Annotated in this window: 18 protein-coding genes; 6 read left to right on the top strand and 12 right to left on the bottom strand. The window is 19.6% G+C overall.

Annotated elements, in window-relative coordinates; genetic code table 11:
• Nucleotides 1-728: 728 nt before the first annotated feature.
• A complete protein-coding gene (locus tag F1741_RS02270) occupies nt 729-866 on the bottom strand; it encodes a hypothetical protein (protein WP_193310882.1) in 138 nt (45 codons plus the stop codon).
• Here F1741_RS02270 and F1741_RS01990 point away from each other — a divergent pair.
• The 4 genes from F1741_RS01990 (at nt 850) to F1741_RS01975 (ending at nt 3,793) form a co-directional block, all read left to right on the top strand.
• Entirely contained in the window at nt 850-1,212 is a 363-nt protein-coding gene (locus F1741_RS01990; RefSeq protein ID WP_152309942.1) for a hypothetical protein, read from the top strand. The genes F1741_RS02270 and F1741_RS01990 overlap by 17 nt on opposite strands.
• A 471-nt stretch (nt 1,213-1,683) precedes the next feature.
• Complete coding sequence (locus F1741_RS01985; RefSeq protein WP_152309941.1) at nt 1,684-2,010, top strand: hypothetical protein; 327 nt, start codon at nt 1,684-1,686, stop codon at nt 2,008-2,010.
• A 266-nt stretch (nt 2,011-2,276) separates the two neighbouring features.
• The gene (locus tag F1741_RS01980; RefSeq protein ID WP_152309940.1) at nt 2,277-2,858 is read left to right on the top strand and encodes a hypothetical protein; all 582 of its coding nucleotides are present in this window, start codon (nt 2,277-2,279) and stop codon (nt 2,856-2,858) included.
• Nucleotides 2,859-3,274: 416 nt separating this feature from the next.
• Nucleotides 3,275-3,793 carry a hypothetical protein gene (locus F1741_RS01975; RefSeq protein ID WP_152309939.1) on the top strand — a complete coding sequence of 173 codons (519 nt, stop codon included), beginning with the start codon at nt 3,275-3,277 and terminating at the stop codon, nt 3,791-3,793.
• Between the two features lie 110 nt (nt 3,794-3,903).
• Here the strand turns inward: F1741_RS01975 and thrS are convergent, their stop codons facing one another.
• From thrS to asnS, 8 genes are all read right to left on the bottom strand, one after another.
• Complete coding sequence (gene thrS, locus F1741_RS01970; protein ID WP_152309938.1) at nt 3,904-5,853, bottom strand: threonine--tRNA ligase; 1,950 nt, start codon at nt 5,851-5,853, stop codon at nt 3,904-3,906.
• 83 nt (nt 5,854-5,936) lie between these two features.
• A complete protein-coding gene (gene mnmE, locus F1741_RS01965; protein WP_152309937.1) occupies nt 5,937-7,313 on the bottom strand; it encodes a tRNA uridine-5-carboxymethylaminomethyl(34) synthesis GTPase MnmE in 1,377 nt (458 codons plus the stop codon).
• A gap of 49 nt (nt 7,314-7,362) precedes the next feature.
• Nucleotides 7,363-8,322 carry a DHH family phosphoesterase gene (locus tag F1741_RS01960; RefSeq protein WP_152309936.1) on the bottom strand — a complete coding sequence of 320 codons (960 nt, stop codon included), beginning with the start codon at nt 8,320-8,322 and terminating at the stop codon, nt 7,363-7,365.
• Between the two features lie 65 nt (nt 8,323-8,387).
• Entirely contained in the window at nt 8,388-10,016 is a 1,629-nt protein-coding gene (locus F1741_RS01955) for an ABC transporter substrate-binding protein (protein ID WP_152309935.1), read from the bottom strand.
• Nucleotides 10,000-10,926 carry an ABC transporter permease subunit gene (locus F1741_RS01950; protein WP_244609571.1) on the bottom strand — a complete coding sequence of 309 codons (927 nt, stop codon included), beginning with the start codon at nt 10,924-10,926 and terminating at the stop codon, nt 10,000-10,002. Before F1741_RS01950 ends, F1741_RS01955 begins: the two co-directional genes overlap by 17 nt.
• Before the next feature lies 1 nt (nt 10,927).
• Nucleotides 10,928-11,866 (bottom strand): carbohydrate ABC transporter permease, encoded by a 939-nt coding sequence (locus F1741_RS01945; RefSeq protein WP_152309934.1) that lies wholly within the window; start codon nt 11,864-11,866, stop codon nt 10,928-10,930.
• Complete coding sequence (locus tag F1741_RS01940) at nt 11,867-12,964, bottom strand: ABC transporter ATP-binding protein (protein ID WP_152309933.1); 1,098 nt, start codon at nt 12,962-12,964, stop codon at nt 11,867-11,869. It lies immediately after the preceding gene.
• A gap of 16 nt (nt 12,965-12,980) precedes the next feature.
• Complete coding sequence (asnS, locus tag F1741_RS01935; protein WP_152309932.1) at nt 12,981-14,420, bottom strand: asparagine--tRNA ligase; 1,440 nt, start codon at nt 14,418-14,420, stop codon at nt 12,981-12,983.
• 390 nt (nt 14,421-14,810) lie between these two features.
• On the opposite strand from asnS, the gene F1741_RS01930 reads away from it, so the two are divergent.
• On the top strand, nt 14,811-16,532 hold the full coding sequence (locus F1741_RS01930) for a DEAD/DEAH box helicase (protein WP_152309931.1): 1,722 nt from the start codon (nt 14,811-14,813) through the stop codon (nt 16,530-16,532).
• A 116-nt stretch (nt 16,533-16,648) separates the two neighbouring features.
• On the opposite strand, the gene F1741_RS01925 is transcribed toward F1741_RS01930, so the two are convergent.
• The gene (locus tag F1741_RS01925) at nt 16,649-17,335 is read right to left on the bottom strand and encodes a hypothetical protein (protein WP_152309930.1); all 687 of its coding nucleotides are present in this window, start codon (nt 17,333-17,335) and stop codon (nt 16,649-16,651) included.
• 350 nt (nt 17,336-17,685) lie between these two features.
• Here F1741_RS01925 and F1741_RS01920 point away from each other — a divergent pair, with 350 nt between their 5' ends.
• On the top strand, nt 17,686-18,525 hold the full coding sequence (locus F1741_RS01920) for a hypothetical protein (protein ID WP_152309929.1): 840 nt from the start codon (nt 17,686-17,688) through the stop codon (nt 18,523-18,525).
• 132 nt (nt 18,526-18,657) lie between these two features.
• Here the strand turns inward: F1741_RS01920 and F1741_RS01915 are convergent, their stop codons facing one another.
• Nucleotides 18,658-20,007, bottom strand: a complete 1,350-nt coding sequence (locus tag F1741_RS01915; protein WP_152309928.1) for an FAD-dependent oxidoreductase — start codon at nt 20,005-20,007, stop codon at nt 18,658-18,660.
• 265 nt (nt 20,008-20,272) lie between these two features.
• A partial coding sequence (gene polC, locus F1741_RS01910) for a DNA polymerase III subunit alpha (protein ID WP_152309927.1) occupies nt 20,273-24,536 on the bottom strand: 4,264 nt, incomplete at its 5' end.

Genomic DNA, 24,536 nt, shown 5'->3' with positions numbered 1-24,536 from the left:
TAAAAGCATAGATTATTATATATTTTTTCTCCTTTGTACTTATATTAAAATAAAAAAAAAATATAATCATAAAATAATAAAATAGATAATTAATAACAATTAGGTTAACATAATATACATTATAGGAAGTAAATTAAAATTAAAAAAAACGATAAATCATTAAATTAATAATTGAATTAATTTTAAATTAAATTATTAATTATAATAATTTAATTTATTTAAGTTTTTAGTTAAATTCTATTTTAAATTAAAGTATAAAAAAAAGTAATAAAAAAATAAAATAAGTAAATTTTAAATAATTTTGTAAAAATTTTTTTAAAATTTACTTATAATAATAATTTATTATTTAAAATAAATTTAATAAATTCATATAACACTCATAATAAACAATCGACATTAATTTTATATTATTTAATTTCATCAAAGTTAAAAATATATTTATTATCTAAAAAAATATTTTTTTTATAAATTATGATAAATTAGTTATGTGTTCTTAATATAAAATTATTATATTTTGTTTTGATAATTTTTGTTTTAAAAAAAAATTTTTTAGCGAGGTAAGGAACCATTTTAATAAATATAAGTAAAAATACAAGAAAATTTTTTGTCCAATTATTAATTTTAATTTTTATTACAAAACATTTTTATTTAAATTACCAAAGTAATCTTTTTGCTCTTATAAAAAATAAAGATATTAAAAATAAAGAAGAATTATTAGAAATTGATAATCACAAAAATGATTCATTATTATTTAATCTTATAAGTGGTAAAGAGGAACCATCCAAAAATATTAATGATGAAGAAGAATTAATAATCATTAAGAGAGTTTGCATTTCAGCTGCTAATACAATGTTTTTAGCTAACATAGTATTATTTCCAGATAAAGAACAAGAAATGAAGGAAATTAAAGATCAAATTTTAAATTATATTAATTCCTTGTCTCTTGAAATCTTTTTTTCTTGGTTTTCAAAAGAATTTTTATTAAAGTCTCAAGACAAATTGTATAAAAGAGATTATGGAGACGATGATTACAATTTTATTAATGATTGGAATTGGGTATTTTATAAATGTTGTTTTTTATTTAATTTTTGTTTGTTTGAATATTATAGACCATCTTCTTTTTACAGAAACGAATTATTCTTAAATTTTTTGTATATTCAAAGTGTAGGAATAATAACAAATTCTATTCTTAAAGAAATTATGATAAATTAGACTTTTTTATAATTTTTTATTAATCCATAAAATAAATAATAATGATTATTTATATTTTTTTATATTTTGTTTATTAAAAATCATTTTTTAAAAATTAAATAAATAAATTTTATTAAAAATGAAAAAATTAATATTAATAATAAGTAATAATTAATTATTTGTTTTTTAATTAAATATAATTATGAAAATTTTTTTTTTTAATAAATTAAAAAAATAAACTTTTATGATTGACTTTTTTTTATTTTTAGTTAATATTATGATAGCTTTTTTTATAAATATTTTTAATAAAATTAGTTTTTCAAAAATAAAAATAATAAATTTTTTCTATTTTTTTCTAAATTTATTTTTTTACTAAGTAAGTTTAATTTTTTGAAAAAAATGTTAAAACCATAGTTTACAGATTTATTTAAATAGGTAATTTTGTTTAATTTCAAAAAAAAAAAAAAAAACGAAAAATTAAAGATAAAAATTATGAAAGATAAAAAAATTATGAAAAATTATATTTATGATTTATTATTTCAATTATTATTTTTAGCTTGTTGGATAGTTCTTATATATCAAATTGTATTAGTTTATAAACTAAAAAAAGAAGCAAAAGAAATGAATATAGATTCTATAGCAGAAGAAATATGTAAAAAATCTTTGTTATATAACTCGATTTTAAAAGAAGAAAATAAAAAATTGAAATCTATAACATATGAAATTATAGAAAAAGATGGTACTAAAAAATATCGTAGTTTAATTACAAATGAAATTTTACCAGATGAAATTATTTTAGAATATGATAATAATTTGTGAATTTTCGAAATTTTTAAATATATCTTTAAAAAAATTAGATAGTAAATTATATTGTTAATTCATAATTAAATACAAATTAAAATATAAAAAAATGAATTTTATTTAGATTCAATTTTGACAATACACTTTATTTTTGATTATATAAAAATCAAATGTTATTATAAACATGTTCAGGAAGAAGAATTTCTCAAAACTCTTTAATTTATTGTTTTTTTAATTTTTATTTTAAAAAAATTTAAAAAAAATATAAAGGAGTGTTGAAGATTTTGTTTAACAAAAAAATTAAAACTATTAATACAAAAATGAATAGTATTTTCAATTTAATTCTTTTTTCTTTAATTTCTTTATTTGCTTTTATATTATTAATTGTTAATAAAGATATTTATGCTGCTAAACTTTCAGATGATATGGATGAAATGAATATTTTTAGTAATATTACTCAAATACAAGATAACAGAATGAAATTATTAATAACTAAAACATTTTTTGATTTAAAAACGGATTTAAACAACAAAGGTGTTTTTCATCGTTCTATAGTAGATAGTTTTATTACTGCTTTAGTAGAAGGTGCTTTAACTTTTGAACAATGGGAAGATAGTTCTTATTATAACAAAAGTTTTACAGAATTGAAATTTCAAAGACAAAGTTTTGATTCTTCTGATAATAAAACAAAATCATGTTATGAATCATTAGCTAGTGTTATAATAACAGAGGCTTTAACACAATTATCTAATTCATCATTTATTGATTCATCTACTAGAACAGTGTTACAAGAAATAACATCAAGTTCATCTCCTTATTATTATGTAAAATATTTCACAAATAATTTAAAGAATTATGGTTTATAATTATTAATAATATTGATGAATATAATATATTAAACTAATTTTTTTTAAAAAAACATCTATTAAAACATAGATGTTTTTTTTTAATTTAATAGATTTTTTTTAAAAAAAATATAAAATTTAAAAAAATATTGTTAAAAATAAAAAAAAATAATTATAATATTATTGTAGTGTTTTTTTTAGAAATAAAAAATCACTAATTAATATTTTAAAAAAATTTTAAAAAATTAAAAAAATTAAAAAAATTAAAAAAATTAAAAATTAAAAAAATTAAAAAAATTAAAAATTAAAAAAATTAAAAAATTAAAAAAATAAAAAAGAAAAAAAGGGTACACTATATTAGCAAAAACAAAAAAGAGTTAAAATTAAATTTTAGAATTTCGAAATGGGAAAAAACGTTTGTTTATTCTTCATTTGCATTGTTATTCCTAATTTTAACAACTGTATTAATTTATTTATTTTTTCCTAATTTTCATTCAAATTTAAAAAAAAAGTTTAATAATTTTATTTATAATAAAAATTTAACTTCTGGAGAAATCGTAGAAGAAAAAAAAAGTAGTAATAAAGACACTGAAATATCCGAAATAATATCAGAAGATAATTTAAGTTATGAAAATCTTGATGAAAAAAAAGAAGATTCAAACTCTGATAGTATTTCAGTTTCAAAATCATTTTCAGAAAATAAAAAAAATAAACAAGAAGATAATTCAAAAAATATTATAATTTCAGAAACTTTGAATGACAAAGATGATAATAATGATATTAAAGAAATTTCAACAAATACTAAAACATCTAAAGTAAATACAAATTTTATAAAAAAAATTTTTAGAAAAGAAAATAAGAACGAAGAAATTTCTAAAAAAAAAGATATTGAAATAGAAAAAGTAGATAACAAAATAGATAAAATATTACGTCCAGATAATAAAAAATCCAAATAATATAAAAAAAAATAATATAAAAAATTAAAAGTCTTTTTTAAAAAAAAGACTTTTTTTATTTATAGTATTTTTTTTTTTTTTTTAAAAATAATTCTTAAATAAAATTATTATTATTTTTTTTCTAAAATTATTTTATTTAATAGATTTATAAAATCATCTATTGAAACATTTTTTATTATTTCTTTAGAATTATATTTTCTAAATGTTATTGTATTATTTGATATTTCATCATTACCAACAATTATTTGAAAAGGAATTTTATCTTCTTGAGCAAATTTTATTTTATAATTTAAGGTAGTATCTTTTTTATTTAATTCTGTCCTAATATTTTTTGTTAATAATTTTTTTTTAATTTTGAAAGAATATTCTAAATGTTCTTTATTATTGATCGGTAATATAATAACTTGTATAGGAGCTAACCATAAAGGAAAAACAGCTTTATTATTTTCTATTAAAAAAGCGATAAATCTTTCCATAGTAGAAATAATAGCTCTATGTATAATGATCAAACCATGCTCTTTGTTGTCGCTACCTATATAACTTAAATTAAATCTTTTAGGTAATAAAAAATCTAATTGAATTGTAGATAGAGTTTCTTCATTTCCTAAAGCAGTATTTACTTGAATATCTAATTTTGGTCCATAAAAAGCAGCATCTCCTTTGCTTTCTTTAAAAGGGATATCTAAATTATACATTATTTCTTTAATAATTGATTCTGCTTTATTCCACATTAAATCATCATCAAAATATTTATTTTTATTTTTTTTATCTCTAGTGCTTAAATTAAAATGATATTCTTTAATATTAAAATCTTTATATACTTCTAAAATAAAAAAAATAATTTTACTAAATTCTTCCTTAATTTGTTTTTCATTTAAAAAAATATGAGCATCATTTAAAGTCATTTCTCTAGTTCTTTGTAAACCGGATACTGCACCAGAATGCTCATAACGGTGCATCATTCCTAATTCAGCTATTTTGATAGGTAAATCTTTATAACTATATAATGATTTTTTAAAAATCATCATATGATGTGGACAATTCATAGGGCGTAAAACTAATTTTTCTTCATTTTTAATATTCATAATAGGAAACATATTTTCTTTATAAAGTTCTAAATGACCTGATTTTTCATATAATTTAGTATTAGCCAAAATAGGAGTATAAACATGTTGATAATCATTTTCTATTTCTTTATCAACAATATATCTTTCGATTATCCTTCTTATAGTAGCGCCTTTTTTTAACCAAAAAGGCAATCCTAAACCAACTTCAGAAGAAAACATAAAAAAATTATGTTTTTTATTGATATTTCTATGATCTCTCTCTTTTCTTTTTTCTAAATGATTTAAATAATTATTTAAATCTTCTTTATTAAAAAAAGAAATTCCATAAAGACGTATTAAATTCTGATTTGCGGATTTATTTTTTATTTTATCTGAAAAAATTCCAGATATTTTTAAAATTTTAAAATATTTAATTTCTTGAGTATTTGTTAAATGGGGTCCTATGCATAAATCATAAAAATCTCCTTGACAATAAATATTTATTTTAGTATTTAAGTTTTTTTTTTCTAAAATATTTTTTTTATATTTATTATCTCTAAATAAATTAATAGCTTCTTTTAATTCTATTTTTTTTTGATAAATTTCTAATTTCGCGTTTGAAATTTTATGCATCTCATTTTCTATTATTGAAAAATCTTTTTCAGAAGCATTATTATCTTGCAAATCAAAATCATAAAAAAAACCTTCTTTATTAATATTATCTTTTAATAATAATGCTTGAGGGTATATTTTTTTAATAGCTTGTGCCATTAAGTGAGCTGTACTATGATTTAGAACTTCCCAACTTTTTGGATTTTCTTCAGTTATAATTTCTAAAAATCCATCTTCATTTAAAGTTTCATTTAAACTAATAAAATGATTATTAAATAATGCAATAATAGGCTTTTTAATAAAAAATAAATTATTTTTTTCGATTAATTCTAGAGGTGTTTTGTGTACAACAAAATTTTCTTTTATAATTTGTTTATTATATTTTAATTCAATATTAATCATTAGAAATATATAAAAATTTCTCCTTCATTTTTTTGTAATAAAAAAAACCAAAATCTAAAATTTTTATTTAAATATTTTTTTAATCATTTCCCTAAACAAAATTTAGAAAAAAGTTCATTAATAAGAAGATCATTATTTATTTCATTTCCGATAATCTCATTTAAAGAATTAAAAGCTATTTTTAAATTAATAGTATGAATATCTATAGGTATTCTTTTTTGAATATCTAATTCAATATTTTCTAAAGAATTTAAAGCTATTTTTATCTGTTGAATATGTCTAATATTAGAAAAATAATTAAAATCTTTTTCTTTTATATAGTTTAAATTAAAAAAATTTATAATTTCTTTTTTTAAAATATCAATACCATTTTTGTTAATATTCGAAATAAAAACTATTTTATCTTTAATAATTGAAAAATCTAATTTATTTGGTAAATCAGTTTTACTAATAACTATTATTCTAGGATAATTTTTAGTTAATTCTAATAAGTATTTATCTTCATTGTCTAAAATTTTACTATTATCTAATAATAATAATACTAATTCAGCTTCTTTTAAAATTTTTTTAGATTTAAAAATACCTATTTTTTCTAAAGGATCTTTAGTTTTTCTAATTCCGGCTGTATCTATTAACATTAATGAAATTCCTTGAATATCAATAAATGCGTTTACAAAATCTCTTGTTGTGCCAGGAATATTAGAAACAATAGCTCTTTCTTCATTTAAAAGAATATTTAATAAACTAGATTTTCCTACATTAGGTTTTCCAATAATTAAAGTTTTTATTCCTGATTTTAATAAACGCATTTTAGATGAAAAATGCAAAATTTTTTTCATTTTTTTAATTATTTTTTTTAATATAGGTAAAATAATTTCGTTAGTCATAGTTTGAGCATCATCATATTCAGGATAATCGATATTAACTTCTATTTTGCCTATTAAAGTTAAAATTTTTTGTTTTAATGAATTTACTAATTTAGAAGTTTCTTTGCTAATACCTAAATTAGCTAATCTAATAGCATTTTTACTTTGAGCATGAATTAAATCCATAATTGATTCAGCTTGAATTAAATCTATTTTACCATTTAAAAAAGATCTTTTACTAAATTCTCCTGGTTGAGCTAATCTAATATTTAAACTTAAAACTCTTTCTAATAATATTTGTGTTAATAAAATTCCACCATGACAATTAATTTCAACAACATTTTCTCCAGTAAAAGAATTGGGTTTTTTAAAAACAGAAATTAAAACTTCATCTAAAACTTTTTTATCTTGGTCCAAAATAAAACCATGATGAATAGTATGTGAAGGAACTTTTGAAAGATTAACATTTTTTTTAGCATGTTTAAAAATGGTATTAATTTTAGATATGGATTGATCACCACTTACTCTTATAATACTAATGCTACCTGTACCTAAAGGAGTAGCGATTGCTGCAATAGTATCAGATTCAAACATATTTTTTTTCTTCCTAAATTTTAAGGATTAATTATTATAAAAATGTAAATTATAATAATTGATTATGATATTTTTCACTTTTTTTAAATTCTTGAAAAGATTCTTTAAGTAAACTAATTATTTGTTTTACTTCTTCAAAATTTTTAACAATAACACCACAAGCCTTAAAATGACCCCCTCCACCGAATTTGTTAACAATATGATCTATTCTTGGTCCTAAAGTTCGAATGCTTAATTTCCATCTATGATCTTTTGTTTCACCAACGAAAAACCATATAGGATAATTTTCTACATTACCTAAAATATTCACAATAGAAAAAGCTTCTTCAATGTTCAAATCAAAATCATTCATTACTTCTTGAGTAATCTTATTATATATAATTCCTGGTTCAGTAATAAAATTATTTAGTATATAACTTTTAAATTTTAAAATTTTAATACTTTGAACATTTATTTTTTTTTCTATTTCGAAAACATTAAAACCAAATTTTAATAAATTAGAAGCTATTCTTAAAGTTTCACTATTTACTCTATCAAAACAAAAATTACCAGTATCCGAAATCATTCCAATATATATCGCCAATGCCCCTTTATAGCCTAACTGAAAATTGTTTTTTTCCTTAAGATGATAAATCATTTGAGAACAAGAAGAAAAAGAACTATCTATCCATTGATAATCTCCAATATTTTCTATAAGTAAATGATGATCTATTCTAATAATTCTCTTACCCAATTTATATCTTGGATCGCTAATAACATTGCTTTGACCACAATCTAATATAAATACTAAAGCATTTGTGTAAAAACTATCTGGAATAATATCCATTTCTCCTAAAAAAGATAATTTTGGATTTGTTTCTCCTACTACATAAACCTTTTTATTCGGAAAAGTAGTGTTTATAATGTTTTTTAATCCTATTTGAGAACCATAACAATCACCATCAGGATTTTTATGACCATGAATAATAATAATATTATTTTCTTCTATTTCTTTTTTAATAAAATTCATTTTATAATACCTTTCTTTGTTTTAATTTTTTTTATTTATAGGTCAAGAAAAAAAATAATTAAAATTTACTCAGAAGAAATTCTCTGTATAGTTTCTTTTAATAAAATATCAATTTCTTTTTTCAAATCATAACTTTTTTTACTATTATTAATAGATAATATTTCTATAAATGATTCAGATAAAATTTGTCTAAAAAAAGATGATTTATCATAAGAAGGTGTGGAAAAGAAAATTTTTTGATATTCTAAGTTTTCTTTAAGAGTTAAAATAAAATTCATAAATTTATAATGAAGTAAAGTATTATTTTTTTCTAACTTTTCTTTTTCAGAAAATTTATTATCTTTTAAATCTTGTTTTATTTTTTGTATATTTTGTTCATTTTGTGCTTTTTCTTTTAAAAAATGTTGTTTAACATCTTTTCTTGAGAAAACTATACCCATTTTTTCTTGAATCATTTTAATACATAATTCTTTAGATGTTAAATATTTTAAAAATAACCAAGAAGCTAACATTTCATCTTTATTATCAGAATAAAATAAATTAATATTAGCACCTTGAAGAAGAAATTTATTATTACAATATTTTTCTGAAGAAGTATTATCAGAACAATAAGCAGGAAAAGAAGTTATTTCAGGATTAAAATTATTATTGATTAAAGTAGAACATCTTCTAGAACTGGAAATAAAAAAACAACTTTTTTGTTCTTTAAAAAATTCTTGTAAATTTCCTTCGCCGCTTAATTTAGTAGTAGTTAATAAACCTTTATCTATAAATTTTTCTTTAAAATAAATTATTTTATCTTTGATTTGTGGATTATTAAAAAAATTTTGAGCTTCTTTTTTATCAGATGGCAAAGGAATTTGATTTCTTTGTTCATTGTCGATAATAAAAAAATTCGATTCACTTTCTATAATAATAGGTATAAAATCTTTTTCTTTTTCCTTATCTTTTTTAATTGCAGAACAAATTATTCTTAAATCTTCCCATTCTAAAGGGCTAATTATAATACCTTCTGGATTTATTTTTTCATCTAATATTTTTTTTAAGTCGGAATCTTGAATTTCATTGTTTTTAATTTTTTTTATTATTTTATTATTATAAAACATTACTTCGGTAGTTTTCGCAAAAGGAAAAAAGAAAAAATTTTTATTATCTTTATTTTCGTTTAAAGAAATTTCTGGTAAAAAGCTAGAAAAAAATTGATCTTTTTCATTATTAAAAAAATCTTCATCATTTTCCATAAAAATATTTAAAGGAATAATTTTATTTGATTTAGAATAAAATTGAACATGATCTGGATAAGAAAAACTTAAATGAGGTTGTTTATTAATAGGTAAAGAATTTGAAATACTTTTAGAAATTTGTGACCAATTTCCTTTAGACAAGTTTACAACTTCAATATTAGGAAATTTAACTTGAAATTCTTTTATTGCTTTATTCATAAATATTTGTTCTCTAGGATATAAATTATGCCAAAAAATTATTTTAACTTTTTTATTTTTAAAATAATTTTTTTGTAACTGTTCATTTTTGAATTCTGATTTAATTATTTTTTCTAAATCTAAATAATCTTTTTGTATTTTTTTAACATTCAATTTTGGTCTTAAATAATTATCTATTATAATAAAGAACACAATAGTAAGAAAAAAAACAGTAACTATTAAAAAATCTTTTAAACTAACCTTTAATACCACTACTACTATCTCCAGAAATAATATATTTTTTAAAAAAAATAAAAATGAAAAATAAAGGTAAATTAATTAATACAGAAGCTGCCATTTGAATATTAACTGAATCAATTTCTGTTTCAACATCAAATCTTTTTCTTAACATATTTGTCAATAATTCAGCACCTACTAATTCTGGCCAAGCATAAGCATTCCAAGCTGCTACTATCCTAAAAATTATAGTAATAATAATAGTTGATTTAGTAATAGGAACTAATATTTTCCATAAATAATACCAATTGTTTGCTCCATCTACCTTAGATGTATAATATAATTCTTTAGGAACTCTCTCAAAAGTTTTTATCAATAATAAAGTATGTACTGTATTATTTAAATAAGGTAAAATCATTGATAAATCAACTCCAAAAGGAATTGGAGAATTACTACCAGTATTTACTAAACCCAACTTTGCTACTGTTCTAAAATTGGATAATACTAAAGTTTCGCTTGCTATCATTAAACTTAAAATTAATAATATTAATATAACATTTTTCATCGCAAAATTTAAATGACTTAAAACAAAAGCAGTCAAAATACAAGCAAAAGTGCCTATCAAAGTAGAGAAAAAAACCATTCTAAATGTATTACAAAAAAACTTAAAAAAAGCAAATTCTTCAAAAAAAACTTTTTTATAATTACTAAAATAATAACCATATTTAGGTAAAGATAAAGGATTATTATTAATAATATCTTTCATTGACTTAATAGATAAGATAATCATTAAATAAAAAGGTATAGCGAAAAAAACAGCAATAAAAGATAAAAAAGTAAACTTTATTAAATTTAAAAAATTTATTTTTTTTAACAAAATAATTTTTTGAAAAAAATAAATTTTATATTTTTTATATTTATTTTTAATATTTATCGAAATATTCATATTATTTTAAACCTAAAAAATTAACTTTTTTTGAAATATAAAAACTTATAACTGTAAAAAAAATAGAAATAAAAAATAAAATCATTGCTGCTGCAGAACCTTTAGAATATGAATTATAAGAAGAACTGGATAATTGTTCATAAATATATCCAACTATAGTTCTAATTCTGAAATTAGAATTTTTTCCAAATAAACCTATAACAGACTCATATTCTTTAAATACAGCTAACATTTCTATAATAAATTGATAAAATATTATAGGAGTTAATAAAGGCAATGTTATTTTAGTAAAAATACGAAATTTAGTAGCTCCATCGATTCTAGCAGCATCATAATAGGACTTATTAATATCTTGTAAAGCTAAAACAAAAACAAATATTTTAAAAGATAATCTTGTCCAAACATTATAAAAAATTAAAACAAACATTTTGTGGCTATAAGGAGCAGATAAACTAATCCAATTTTGAGGTTTAATACCGAAAAAACCTATAAAAATATTAAAAAGACCCTCTGGCTTTTGTGCTGCAAAACTAAAATTATGATAAAAAAGCATACCAAAGACCATTCCCATAACTATTGTATTAGATAATAAAGGTAAAAAAAAACAAGTTTTGAAAAAATTTTGAAAAAAAATATTTTTAATACTTTGTAAAATTAAAGCAATAATTAAAGATATTATTAAAGATATAGGTACTGCAAAAAAAACTAATATTATAGTATTTTTAAAAGCAATACGAAAATCAAAATCTCTAAAAACACTTTTATAGTTATCTAAATTTATTATATTACCCAAAGTATCACTAAATTTATCATAATTAGGATTAAAAGAAATAATTAAACTTTTTAAAAGAGGAAAAAAAGTAAAAATTATTAAACTTATTAAAGTTAAAAATAAATATAACCAATGTGTATGGTTTTTTTTACCTGCTATATCAAACATTTAATAAATCCTATTACCATTATTTTTATCAAAAATAAAACATCTTTCTTTCATAATATTAAAAAAAAATTTTTTTTTGTTAACATTATTGAAATCTAAATTTTTTTGTTTATAAGTAGGAATAATAATTTGAAAATTTTTATAAATAGAATTAGAATTTTTAGCAATTAAAATTAATTCTCTTCCGATATTTTCTAGAGCTACTCCTTCAACTTCTAAAATACCTTTTTCATCTAAAATATAACCTTCTGGTCTAATAGCAACATATACTTTTTGTTTTATATTTTTTGATATATTATTTTTTTTAAAAATAATTTTTTCACCTATTTTAACATTATTTTTATCTAAAACACCATCAAAAACAGAAATATGTGGAATTCCTAAAAAAGATGCAACAAATAAATTAGAAGGATTATTATAAATTTCTCTAGGAACATTTTTTTGTTGAATAATTCCTTTATTCATTACATAAATTTGATCACTTATGGACATTGCCTCTTCTTGATCGTGAGTAACAAAAACAGCAGTTATTCTAATTTTTTTTTGAATTCTCCTAATTTCTTCCCTCATTTTTAAACGTAATCTTGTATCTAAGTTAGATAAAGGTTCATCTAATAACAAAACTTTAGGGTTTTTAATTAAAGCTCTAGCAATAGCTACTCTTTGTTGTTGACCCCCAGAAAGTTCGCTGGGTTTTTTATCTAAATATTCTTCAATAGAAGCTAAAATAGAAATTCTTTTTAATTCTTTTTCTATTTGATCTTTAGGCATTTTTAAATTTTGTAATGGGAAAATAACATTTTGTCTAACTGTCATGTGTGGATATAAAGAATAATTTTGAAAAACTAAACCAATTCCTCTTTTTTCAGGAGGAAGATTAGTTACATTTTTATTTTCAAAAAAAATCTCTCCTTCACTAACCTTAGTAAGTCCTGCTATCATATAAAGAATAGTAGATTTTCCACAACCTGAAGGTCCTAAAAGACTTACCATTTCTCCTTTTTTAACATTTAAATTTATATTTTTGACTGCATAATTTTTTTGTTTATTTTTTGTATTTAAAAAAATTTTTGAAACATTTTTTAATATAATTCCCATAAAAATTAAAATTTCCTTATTTCATAATTTTATATTTTTTTTTGTAATGAGAAGAGATGTTTTTGGAGGATCTAGGAAAAGCAATCACATCTCTTATATTCTCTAAACCTGTTAAAAAAAGTAAAAATCTTTCAAAACCTAAACCAAAACCAGAATGAATACAACTACCAAAACGTCTTAAATCTAAATACCATTCCAACTCTTCTTTGTCAATGTTGAATATTTTTATTTTTTCTTCTAAAATTTCTAATTTTTCTTCTCTCTGAGAACCGCCAATTAATTCGCCAATTTTAGGAACTAGTAAATCCATAGCAGCAACAGTTTTATTATCATCATTATTCTTCATATAAAAAGCTTTAATTTCTTTAGGCCAATCAATTACAAAAATAGGTTTTTTGAAAAAAACATCTGTTAAAAATTTTTCATGTTCTGAAGATAAATCTTTACCGTAGCAAGGATCTATTTCGAATTTAACCTGGCTATTTTTTAAAATATTAATCGCATCAATATATTTAATTTGAGGAAATTCTTTTAAACTAGATATATATTCAAGTCTATTAATTAAATCATTTCCTAATGTTTTTTCTAGAAACTCAAAATCTAATCTATTTTTGTTTAAACAAAATTGAATTACGTATTTTATCATATTTTGAGCTATTAAAATATTATCTTGTAAATCAAAAAAAGCCATTTCAGGTTCAATCATCCAAAACTCAGATATATGTTTTACAGTATTTGAATTTTCAGCTCTAAAAGTAGGGCCAAAAGTATATACTTTACTAAAAGCCATAGCAAAAGCTTCGGCTTCTAGTTGACCTGTTACAGTTAAAAAAGTAGGTTTTTCAAAAAAGTCTTTTTTAAAATCTATTTTTTTATTAGTATTAATAGGGATTTTTTCAAAATCAAAAGTTGTAACTTTAAATAATTCACCAGCTCCTTCACCATCACTTGTAGTTATTATTGGTGTATGAACTTGTATAAAACCTTCTTTTTGAAAAAAATTATTTATAGCGCAAGTAGCTATATTTCTAATTCTAAAAATAGCACCAAATAATTTAGTTCTCATTCTTAAATGTGGTAGTTGACGTAAAAAAATATTAGAGTGTTTTTTAGGTTGTATAGGATAAGAATCTAAATTTTTGTTAAAAAAATTTATTTCAGAAAATAATAATTCAAAAGGTTGTTTTTTTTTTTTTGTTCGAACTAAAAAACCTTTAATACTTATAGCAGCACCAATTTGTAAATATTCTTTAATACTATTTAATTTTATATTTTCTCTTTCTTTTAAAACAACTTGTAAATCATCTATAAAACTACCATCATTTATATTAATAAAAAATATTTTTTTTTGAAAACGGCAATTTTTTATCCAACCATTAACACAAATTTTCTTGCTATTTTCTATCAAATCATTATAGTTATCATTAATATTTTTTATTGAATAAAATTTTTTCATTTTTAATAAATTCCTTTTTTTTATCTGAAAAAAAAAAAAATACTATTTTTAACATTGTTTATTTTAATCTAAACTTTTAATCGAAAAAAGAATTGTATAAATATTTTCTTATAAAAATATTAAAATTAATTTAAAAATTTAATATTTTTAATATTATTATAAGATATTATAAACTAATTTTAATAATCCAACACATATATATAAATAATATAATAAAATATTTTATTTATTTATAAAATTAATATAAATTAAATTATTAAATTTAAAATTATAACATTAATATTTTTCAATAATTTTTTATTTTGATAAAATAAAAATAAAGAAAATTTTGAAAATATTTATTTAAATAAAGTATAGAATAAAAATAAAAAAGAGAAGAATATATTAATAATGTTGCTTTATCCAAGACAAAAAGAAATGGTTGATAAAATTATAAAAGCTCTAGAAAAAAGAAATAATGCTTTTGCTATTGCTCCTACTGGTTCAGGCAAAACAATTATGTTTTCTTATATAATAAGTTTTTTTTTAAATAAAGGTTTAATTAAAAAGGCTTGTGTTCTAGTTGACAAAAATATAATTAATGAACAAAATAAAAATAAATTTGAATTAATTAATCCTAAAATTACTACATGTTTTTTCAATGCAAAAATAAAAAAGTGGGATGCACAAGTTATTTTTGCTATGGTTCAAACTTTAAACAAACAAAACAATCTTAAAAATATAAATTCTATTGATATGTTAGTGATTGATGAAGCTCATCATACTACACAAAATAATACCTATCAAAATATTATCGACTATTTTATTAAAATAAATCCTAAATGCAAATTTTTAGGAATGACAGCTACTGCTAGAAGAGGTGATAAGAAAAACTTAAATAATATTTTTAGTCAAATTGATGATCAAATAACAATAGAAGAATTAATTAAATCTAAACATTTAGTACGTCCTATTTTGTATACTCCTGACATTAAAGGTATTAAAGAAAAATTGATAAAAATACCTTTAAAAGGTTTTGAATATAATGTGAATAAAGTTGAAGAAATATTAAATACAGAAACAACTAATGAAGAAGTTTTTAATCATTGGAAAAAAAAATCTGATAATCGCCAAACAATCATTTTTTGTTCTAATTTAAAACATGCTAAAAGTGTAACTGTTTTTTTTCAAAAAAAAAAAATTAATGCTGAAATGATTTCTAGTAAAATCAATAAAAAAATTAGAAATCAAATTTTAAATGATTTTGACAAAAGAAAAATAAAAGTATTAGTTAATGTTTCTGTTTTAATAGAAGGATGGGATTGTCAAATTGTATCCTCTATAATTATTTTAAGACCTAGTTCATGTAAAACTACTTTAGAACAAATGATTGGAAGAGGATTACGCGTTGTTGATCATATTAAATATCCTGATATTATAAAAAAAGATTGTATTATAATTGATTTTGGTCAATCTATTAATAAATATGCTTTAAATCTTTTTGATACAATAAAAAGATTAAATTTAACAAAAAGAAAAAATACTCATTATTTTAAATCTAAATCACAAATAATAAAAAAGAAACAAAATATTAAAATAAAAAATTTTTCACTTAAAGAGATAAAACTACCTTTTCTATATGACTCTAAAATTAATAATAAATTTTCTAATTTTAAATGGATCAAAATTAATTTTAATAAAAATTTTGTATATAAAGGATTTAGTTCTTTTTTAGCTCATGGTTTTAATTATTTTGTTCTTATTATTCAAAAAAAAGATATCTGTTATGTTATAGGAGGATTAAAAAAAATTTATAATTCGACTAAAATATTAATCAAAGATACTAAAAACAAATGTTTTCATTATGCCAATGATTGGTTAAATAAAAAAGAATTATTAAAAAAAAAATCAAAAAATATCTATTATAAAAATAATCGTTGGTTAGAAGAATCTTCATCATTAATCCAAAGAAAAACAGTATATAAATTATTAAAAAAAATAAATAAAAATACATTTTATTTTGATTTTAGTGAAAATAATTTAAAAAAATTAAATAAATACGAAATATCTATTTTAATTATTTGTATGAGTAAACAATCTGAAATACATCAAATTTTAAAAAAAAATAAATAATTAATTAAATAAAAATAAAATATTTAATAAAATTAGTTATTTTTTTTAAATTTCGTTTTTACTTTTTTTCTTTTTCTTATTTTTATATCAAAAAAGTAAAAATTATTTTATAGAATTTAACTAATAGAATTCAATTGACAATTACAAGATTTATTATAAGATTTATTTTGATATCTAGAAGGTTCTTCATCATATAATTGAGGAAAAACAAAAGCAATATATGTTTCATCAAAGTCAAAACCAACACTTTCTAATTCTTTTAAAGTAAAACCAGCATCTCTTAATTCTCTGATATTGTAACCAGCATCTTTCAATTTATCTAAATTATAAAAAGATTTTATTTCGCTAGCATTAAAACCACTTTTTTTTAGTTGTTCAATAGAAAATCCCATTTCTTTAAAATCTTTTACATCATAAGATGAATTTTTAAATAAAATAACATTACCATGAATATCTATTTCTTTAAATTTAATACCATTAAGATCGAATTCTTCTATAGTTCCATCGTTTTTTTTTCTTTTTATTATATTACCGTTATTAGACAAACTATAATATTCAATAGTACCATCATCCTTTATTATTTCCTTAGGATTATTTTTAAATATTTGATTTTCTTTTGATATTTCTAAATTCTGTAAATTAATTTCTTCTAAATTTTGTTTTACTTTTTCTATTAAATAAAAATATTTATTTTGAATTGTATTAAATGCATTTAAAATAAATGCATTAATAATAATTAAAACGAAAAAGTTAAAAATAATAAATAAAAAATCATTTTTTTTTGATAATATGTTATCTATCATAATTTATTTAATATTTATTAAATAATTTATTTAATAAATATTAAACTAAAACCTCTTATTTTCTAAAATATTCAAAAAGATAAAAAAATAAATAACTGCTAACATACTAACTAAAAAAAAAAAAATGTCAAATATCATTAAACTATATTAAATATATTAAAATAATAAAATATTAATAAAAATAGAAATAGTTAATTTTATCGATATATTTTCAAAAAAATTAATTATACTACGTATTGTGATTTGAAAAAAAATATAAGTTAAAATTAAATCACATAATATTTTTTTATTTTAAAAATAAATTAAATAAATTCATAATAAATAAATTAGAAAGACAAAATATTTGAAATATGAATAAAACAAAAAAACAAAAAAATATAAAAAACATAAATATCAAAATATTTTTAATAATTTTATTGAGTTTTTTTTTAATTAAAAATATCTTTTTTACTTCTTTAATACACTGTTATCCGAATTATCAACCTTATTCATTAAAAGAAGGAGAAAATATAAAAAAAATAGCTAGATATAAGAACAATGCCAACAATATAAACAAACAAAAAGATAAAATATATGAGTATTCAAATTTTAATAATGAAATAAAATTATATAAAAAAAAAATTTTAAACTCAAATAATGAAATTGAAAAAACTTTCGAATATATATATGATGAAAATAACAGAATTGTAAAAAAAAAAGAAATAAAAAAAAATTCTTCTAACATAGAAACTTTTCAATATAATGAAAAAAATCAACTTGTGAGTATTAAAAACTCAAAAGACCAATTTAAAATCAAATATAAATATGACCAACAAGGAAAATTAAAAAGTCAAAAAAAATTTTATTTACATGATAAAACATCTTTTTATATAGAAAAATATATCTATGAATACAACGATAAAAATCAAATAATAAACAAAAAATTATATTCTAAAATGACCCAAAACAAAAATGGAATTCAATTTTCTATTTTTAATTTTAAAATTAATCTATTTAAATTTAAAAATAAAAAAATAGATAAAATAATATGTGAATATAAATATAATGATTCTAATAATAAAATTCAAAAATTAAAGAAAAAAAAGATATTTCTCGATCAATTTCCAAATGAAGATGAATCATTTTCATTAAACTATGTTGATGTATATGATTATGTATACGTTGATTTTAATGAATTTAACTTTTATTAATATAAAATTTTTATTTTAATTTATTAAATTTTATTCTAATTAATAAAAGAAATTAATATATAAATAAAAAAAATATAAACATAATGTTTATATTTTTTTTATTTATATAAAATTCTAATTTAATTATTATAATTATTTCTTTTCTGAAAATGTTTCTAAATATTTCAAACCAGCTAAATTTAATAAGCTAAAAGGTTTGTTAAAATAAGGATGAAAAAAGAAATCTACAAAAGCTAATTCATCAATAGTCATTTTTTTTTGAATACAAACACTTAGAGTATTAATTTTTTCTGTCATATCTATAGTAGATAAAATTTGTCCTCCTAAAATTTGTTTTGTGTTTTTATTAAAAATTACTTTTAAAAAAACAGAATCATAATCAGGCATAAATTCTGGTCTGTTAGCATCTTTAATTTTAATAACTCCATAATTAATATTTAAAGATTTAGCAACATATTCTGTCAAACCAGTAGAAGAAATACTTAAATCAAAAATTTTAATACCACTTGTACCTTGAGTACCTAAATATTTTTGATTATTTTCCTTAATATTAAGACCTATAATAGTTCCCATTCTGACAGCATTTGTAGCTAAAGGAATGTAATTATATTCTTGGGTAGGATTATAAAAAATATTAGTACAATCACCACAAGCATAAACATCTGGATTAGAAGTTTGTAAAAAACTGTTAACTATTAAAGCTCCATTTGAAGATGTTTTTAAGTAAGGTTGAACTAATTCTGTGTTTGGCTTAAAACTAATACACATAATAACTAATTCTGTTTCATAACAACCTTTATCAGTTTTTACATGAGTTACTAATCCATTTTTTATTTTAAAATCCGATACTTTTTGACCTAACATTAACTTGACATTATTTTCTAAAAGTGTTTTTTCAGCTATGTCAGTAAATTCTTTATCTAAATATTTAGACATTATTCTATCTTGAGTATCTATTAATACAACATCTTTATTTTGTTTAGCAAAAGATTCTGCTAATTCGACTCCAATATAACCAGCACCTATTACTACTATTTTTTTAATATTTTTAGCATATTCTATAATTTTATTAGCATGTTCAAAATTTTTAGATAAAAGAACATTATTACAATTCACACCTTCAATTTGAGGAATAATAGGCCAAGATCCCATAGAAATAACTAACTTATCAAAATTATCTATAAATTCTTTATTTTTTTCCAAATCTTTAACCAAAATTTCTTTTTTCACAAAATCAATATTTAATACTTCATGTTTCAATTTAATATTAGCACCCATTTGTTTAAGTTCTTCAGAGTTTGAATAAAATAATCCTTTTTTATCCTTTACAACTCCACCGATATACAAAGCTATTCCACAAGAAAGAAAAGAAACATTATCATTTTTTTCATAAATAGAAATTTGAACATCTTCGTTTCTTTTTAGTATTGTTTTGGCAGCAGTAGTACCAGCATGAGTACAACCTATTATAATAACTTTCATAACATCAACATCCTTAATTCTAAAATTTCTTAATTTAATTCTAATTTGATCTCATTATGAGATAATTTATTTTGTGATTCAAACAGAATTAATTAATTCGTTTTTAAATATTTTTTTAAATTAAATTATTTGAATTATTTCTTTTTTTAGTAACTAACTCTAAATACATTATAATACAGACTTTGTTTTTAAGATAGAGATAAATTAAAAAATATAAAATATTTTAAATATAAATATAAGCTCAAATATTACTATTTTAAAAATATTATGAATCTGGAAGTTGTTCTATAATTTTTAATTCTTCAAATTTCTTCCAAAGAGTTTTATTAATCTTAATTCTTGATTTAATATCAATTTTACTAAATAACTTATTTTTTCTATTTTCTACAATATTTTCTGCAGCTACATCTCCTAGACCATCTATAGTAATAAAAGGCATTCTAAGAGCTTTATTATCTTCAATAACAAATAAAAAAGATTCTGATTTATTTAAATCAATAGGTAAAAATTTATATCCTCTTTTAATCATTTCTAAAGTATTTTTTAAAGTATTTATCATACTTTGTTCTTTTGCTGTTATTTTTTTTCTTATCAAATCGTGTTCCAATTTAGATATTTTTTTTTGTATATTATGACTATCTTGAAGCATTAAATCGTAATCAAATTGATCTGTCCTTTTAGAAAAAAAACCACTATAAAATAAAAGAGGATGATAAACTTTAAACCATGCTATTCTTATAGCCATTAAAACATAAGCTGTAGCATGAGCTTTAGGAAATAAATATCTGATTTTACTCAATGATTTTAAATACCATTTTTCAATTTTATCTTTTAAAGGTAAAATTAAATTTTCCCACTTTTCCAAATCAGAATGTTGTTGTCCTTTACGTACAAATTCCATAATCTCAAAAGCTTTTAATGGTTCTATTCCTTTTTTTATTAAAGTATTTAGAATTTCATCACGACAACAAATAATATCATCAAAACAAATTTTTTCTTCAAATTTACTAAAATCACCTTTTTTATTCAAAATATCTTGAGCATTTTTTAACCAAACATCAGTACCATGAGATAAACCAGATACTTTAACCAAACTAGCAAAATTAAAACTTTTTTTCTCTTTTTGGTAAATTGTTCTGAGCATTTCTATAACAAAATTAGTTCCAAATTCTGGTATAGCTAAAGACGAAATAGAATTTTCATAATTATCTAAATTTTGATTTTTAAAAATTTCATAAACTTTAGGATCGTCTATAGGAATATCTTTATACTTATTAAAAGAAAATTTATCAGGATTTTGATGAACATAATCCATAAAAAACTTAATCATTGTAGGATCATCATGACCTAAAATATCTATTTTAAACAAATTTTTTTCAAAAGAATGATAATCAAAATGAGTAGTTTTCCAATTAGATTTTATATCATTAGCAGGATATTGAATAGGAGTTATTTCTAAGATAGAATTGTCTTTCGGAACAACTACAATACCTCCAGGATGTTGACCAGTCGATCTTTTAACGCCTTCTATAATATTAGCTCTTCTATAAATTTCACAAAAACGTATTTTATCTTCTAATTTTTTTTCTTTGATAAATCCTTTAATATATCCAAAAGCATATCTTTTAGCAACAGTTTGAATAGTACCAGCTCTAAAAACATTTTCTTCTCCCATAAGTTCTTTTATATAATTATGAGCTTGACTTTGATAATCTCCTGCAAAATTTAAATCAATATCTGGAGTTTTATTACCTTCAAAACCTAAAAAAGTTTCAAATGGTATATCTTGCCCATCTTTCAAAAACTGAACATCACAAAAAGGACAATTAATATTTGGTAAATCATAACCTGAAAAAATAGAATCAAAAAAATCATAATTATTAGAATCTTTTCCCATTAGATTTATATATTTTTGATAATCTTTATTTTGTTCTTTTTCTTCTGAACTTATTTGAAAAACAGTATATTTACATTTAGGACAAATATAATGAGGTTTTAAAGGGTTCACTTCTGTTATTTCTAAAAGATTAGCTACTAAAGAAGAACCGATAGAACCTCTAGATCCTACAGGATAATTATTTTCTATTGATTTTTTAGATAAAAGATAAGATAAATAATAAATAGGAGCAATACTCGGATTAGTTTTATTTTGATCATTATTATTTCCTAAAATACTTTTTAACTCTTTTTTAAGTCTATTCTTTACAAAAGGATGTAATATTTTTCCATAATTATTTTCTATTTTATTTTTAATTAATTTATTTATTTCTTCTTTAATACTGAATATTTTTAGTTTATCTTGAAAAGAATTATCTGAAAGAAAAAAAAGTTTATCAGGAAAAATTTTAATATTATCGATTTGTTGATTTAACAAATGTGTATTATTTATAACTATATCTTCTTTCATTTTATCATCTTTAATAAAATAAAAATTATCTAACATCTCTTGTGTAGTTAATAAATAATTATCTGGTAAGTTTTCTGAAGAATATTTATATAATTTATGAATACCACCGCCGATTAATTTAGCATTAATATAAATTTCTCTGTATATTTTATCATAAGGTTGTATATAATGAACATCTCCAGTAGCAATAATAATTTTGTTCTGTTTTTGGGATTCTTTAATAATTTTTAAAATAGTGTTTTGAATAATTTGTATAGCATTCTCTCCGCCACCTAAATCATAAATTATATTTTTATAAGCATTAATAGGTTGAACCTCGATATAATCATAAAAAGAAATAGCTTTTGCTAATTCTTCATCATTATTATTTAATGCAATTTCAAAAACATTACCTTCTGAACAACCACTACCTATTAATAAACCTTCTTTTCTTTGTTTGAATTTACTTTTCAAAACTCTTGGTTTATTATAAAAATCTGTTGTTAAAGCATCACTAACTAAATGAAATAAATTTTTATATCCTTTTTGGTTTTTTACTAAAATATTAACATGATAAGATCTTTCAAAAATATTTTTTAAAGGATCTTTTAAATCATAAAAATTAACAATATTTTTTTCTTCTAATTTTTTTAAAATTTCAATAAAAACTAAAGCTGTGGTGTTAGCATCAAATAAAGCTCTATGATGATTACCTTCCATATTTTGTTTAATCTTAAAAAAAATAGCTATTTTTTTTAAACTAAAAAATTTTATACTATCTCCGAAATATTTTTGTGTTAAAGATAAAGTATCAATAACAGGTTGCATTTGAAAATCTATATTTAATTGTTTAATTTTTTCTTTTAAAAAACCTATATCAAAATTAGAATTATGAGCTACTAAAACATAACCTTTAATAAAATCTAAAAAACGTGGTAAAACTTCTTTAATAATAGGTTTATTATGTAATTCATTATTCGAAATACCAGTTAATTCTTTTATTATATTATTTAAAGGAATTTCAGGATTGATTAATTCATCAAAAAATTGATCAATAATGATACCATTTTCTATTTTAACAGCTGATATTTCAATAATTTTATCTCTTACTTTAGATAGTCCTGTAGTTTCAAAGTCGAAAACTACATATTTCTGTTGTTTTAAATTAAAATCTTGAAAAAAAGGATAATCTTTTTGATTAGTAATAAAAATATCTTTTTCTTCTATAAAATCTATTTCTATTCCTAAGATAGGTTTAATTTTTTTTTTTTTTGAAAATTTGTCTATTTCTGGAAAAGCATAAATTCCGTTATGATCAGTAAAAGCTATAGCTTCATGTTTCCATTTTTCAGCTATATCTAAATAATCTTCTACATTTGCAATTGCGTCTAAATTAGACATTTTTGTATGTAAATGAAATTCAATCCTTTTTTTTCCTTTATAATTATCCATTCTTTCTAAATGCAAAGGAATTTCGCTTAAAATTTTATAAGGTTGATAATGGATATTTTTTTTATCAAAGTCAAAACTGAAAAAAAATTCCTGATTTTTTTCATATTTATCCATAAAAGAAATTATTTGAATATTAACACCATCTTTAAAATCTTTTTTAATTTTTTTTAAATTTGGATCATTAGGTAAAAAAAATTTTCTATATATTATAGAATCCTGCTTTGTTATTTTATCTAATAAATAAAAAGAAAATAAAATACTTTTATTTCTAACTAAAATAAATTCTGGTTTTTGTATATAACCTTCGATTTTAAAATGAGAATACTTATTAAAAAATTCTTTTGCTATTTCTTTATGATAAGGTATTTCTTTAAAACTTATTTCAACAATTTTATCTTTTTGGATTTGTTTTTTCATAAAATATTTCGAATCATTTCTGTTAGATTGAATAATTTTGTCAATATTTTTTTCATTTGATTTTTTATCTTCTTTTTCATTTTTTTCTTCATTTTCTGTTTTTAAAACAAAATCTAAATCTAAATTATAATTTTTTAATAATAAAAACTTCATTTTTTCTAAAATTTTAGGTTCTTTCAAATATTTAAGAATAAAAGGATCTATTTTAAATGTACATAATTTCTTTTCTATTTCAATAGAATAAAAATTATTATATAAAATATAAAATATTTCG

Origin of the sequence: 'Cynodon dactylon' phytoplasma, from assembly GCF_009268075.1 — a bacterium.
In the GTDB taxonomy this organism is placed as follows: Bacteria; Bacillota_I; Bacilli_A; order Acholeplasmatales; family Acholeplasmataceae; genus Phytoplasma; species Phytoplasma cynodontis.
Note: the sequence above shows the minus strand (reverse complement) of the source record. Positions and strands in the feature narration are given on the sequence as shown.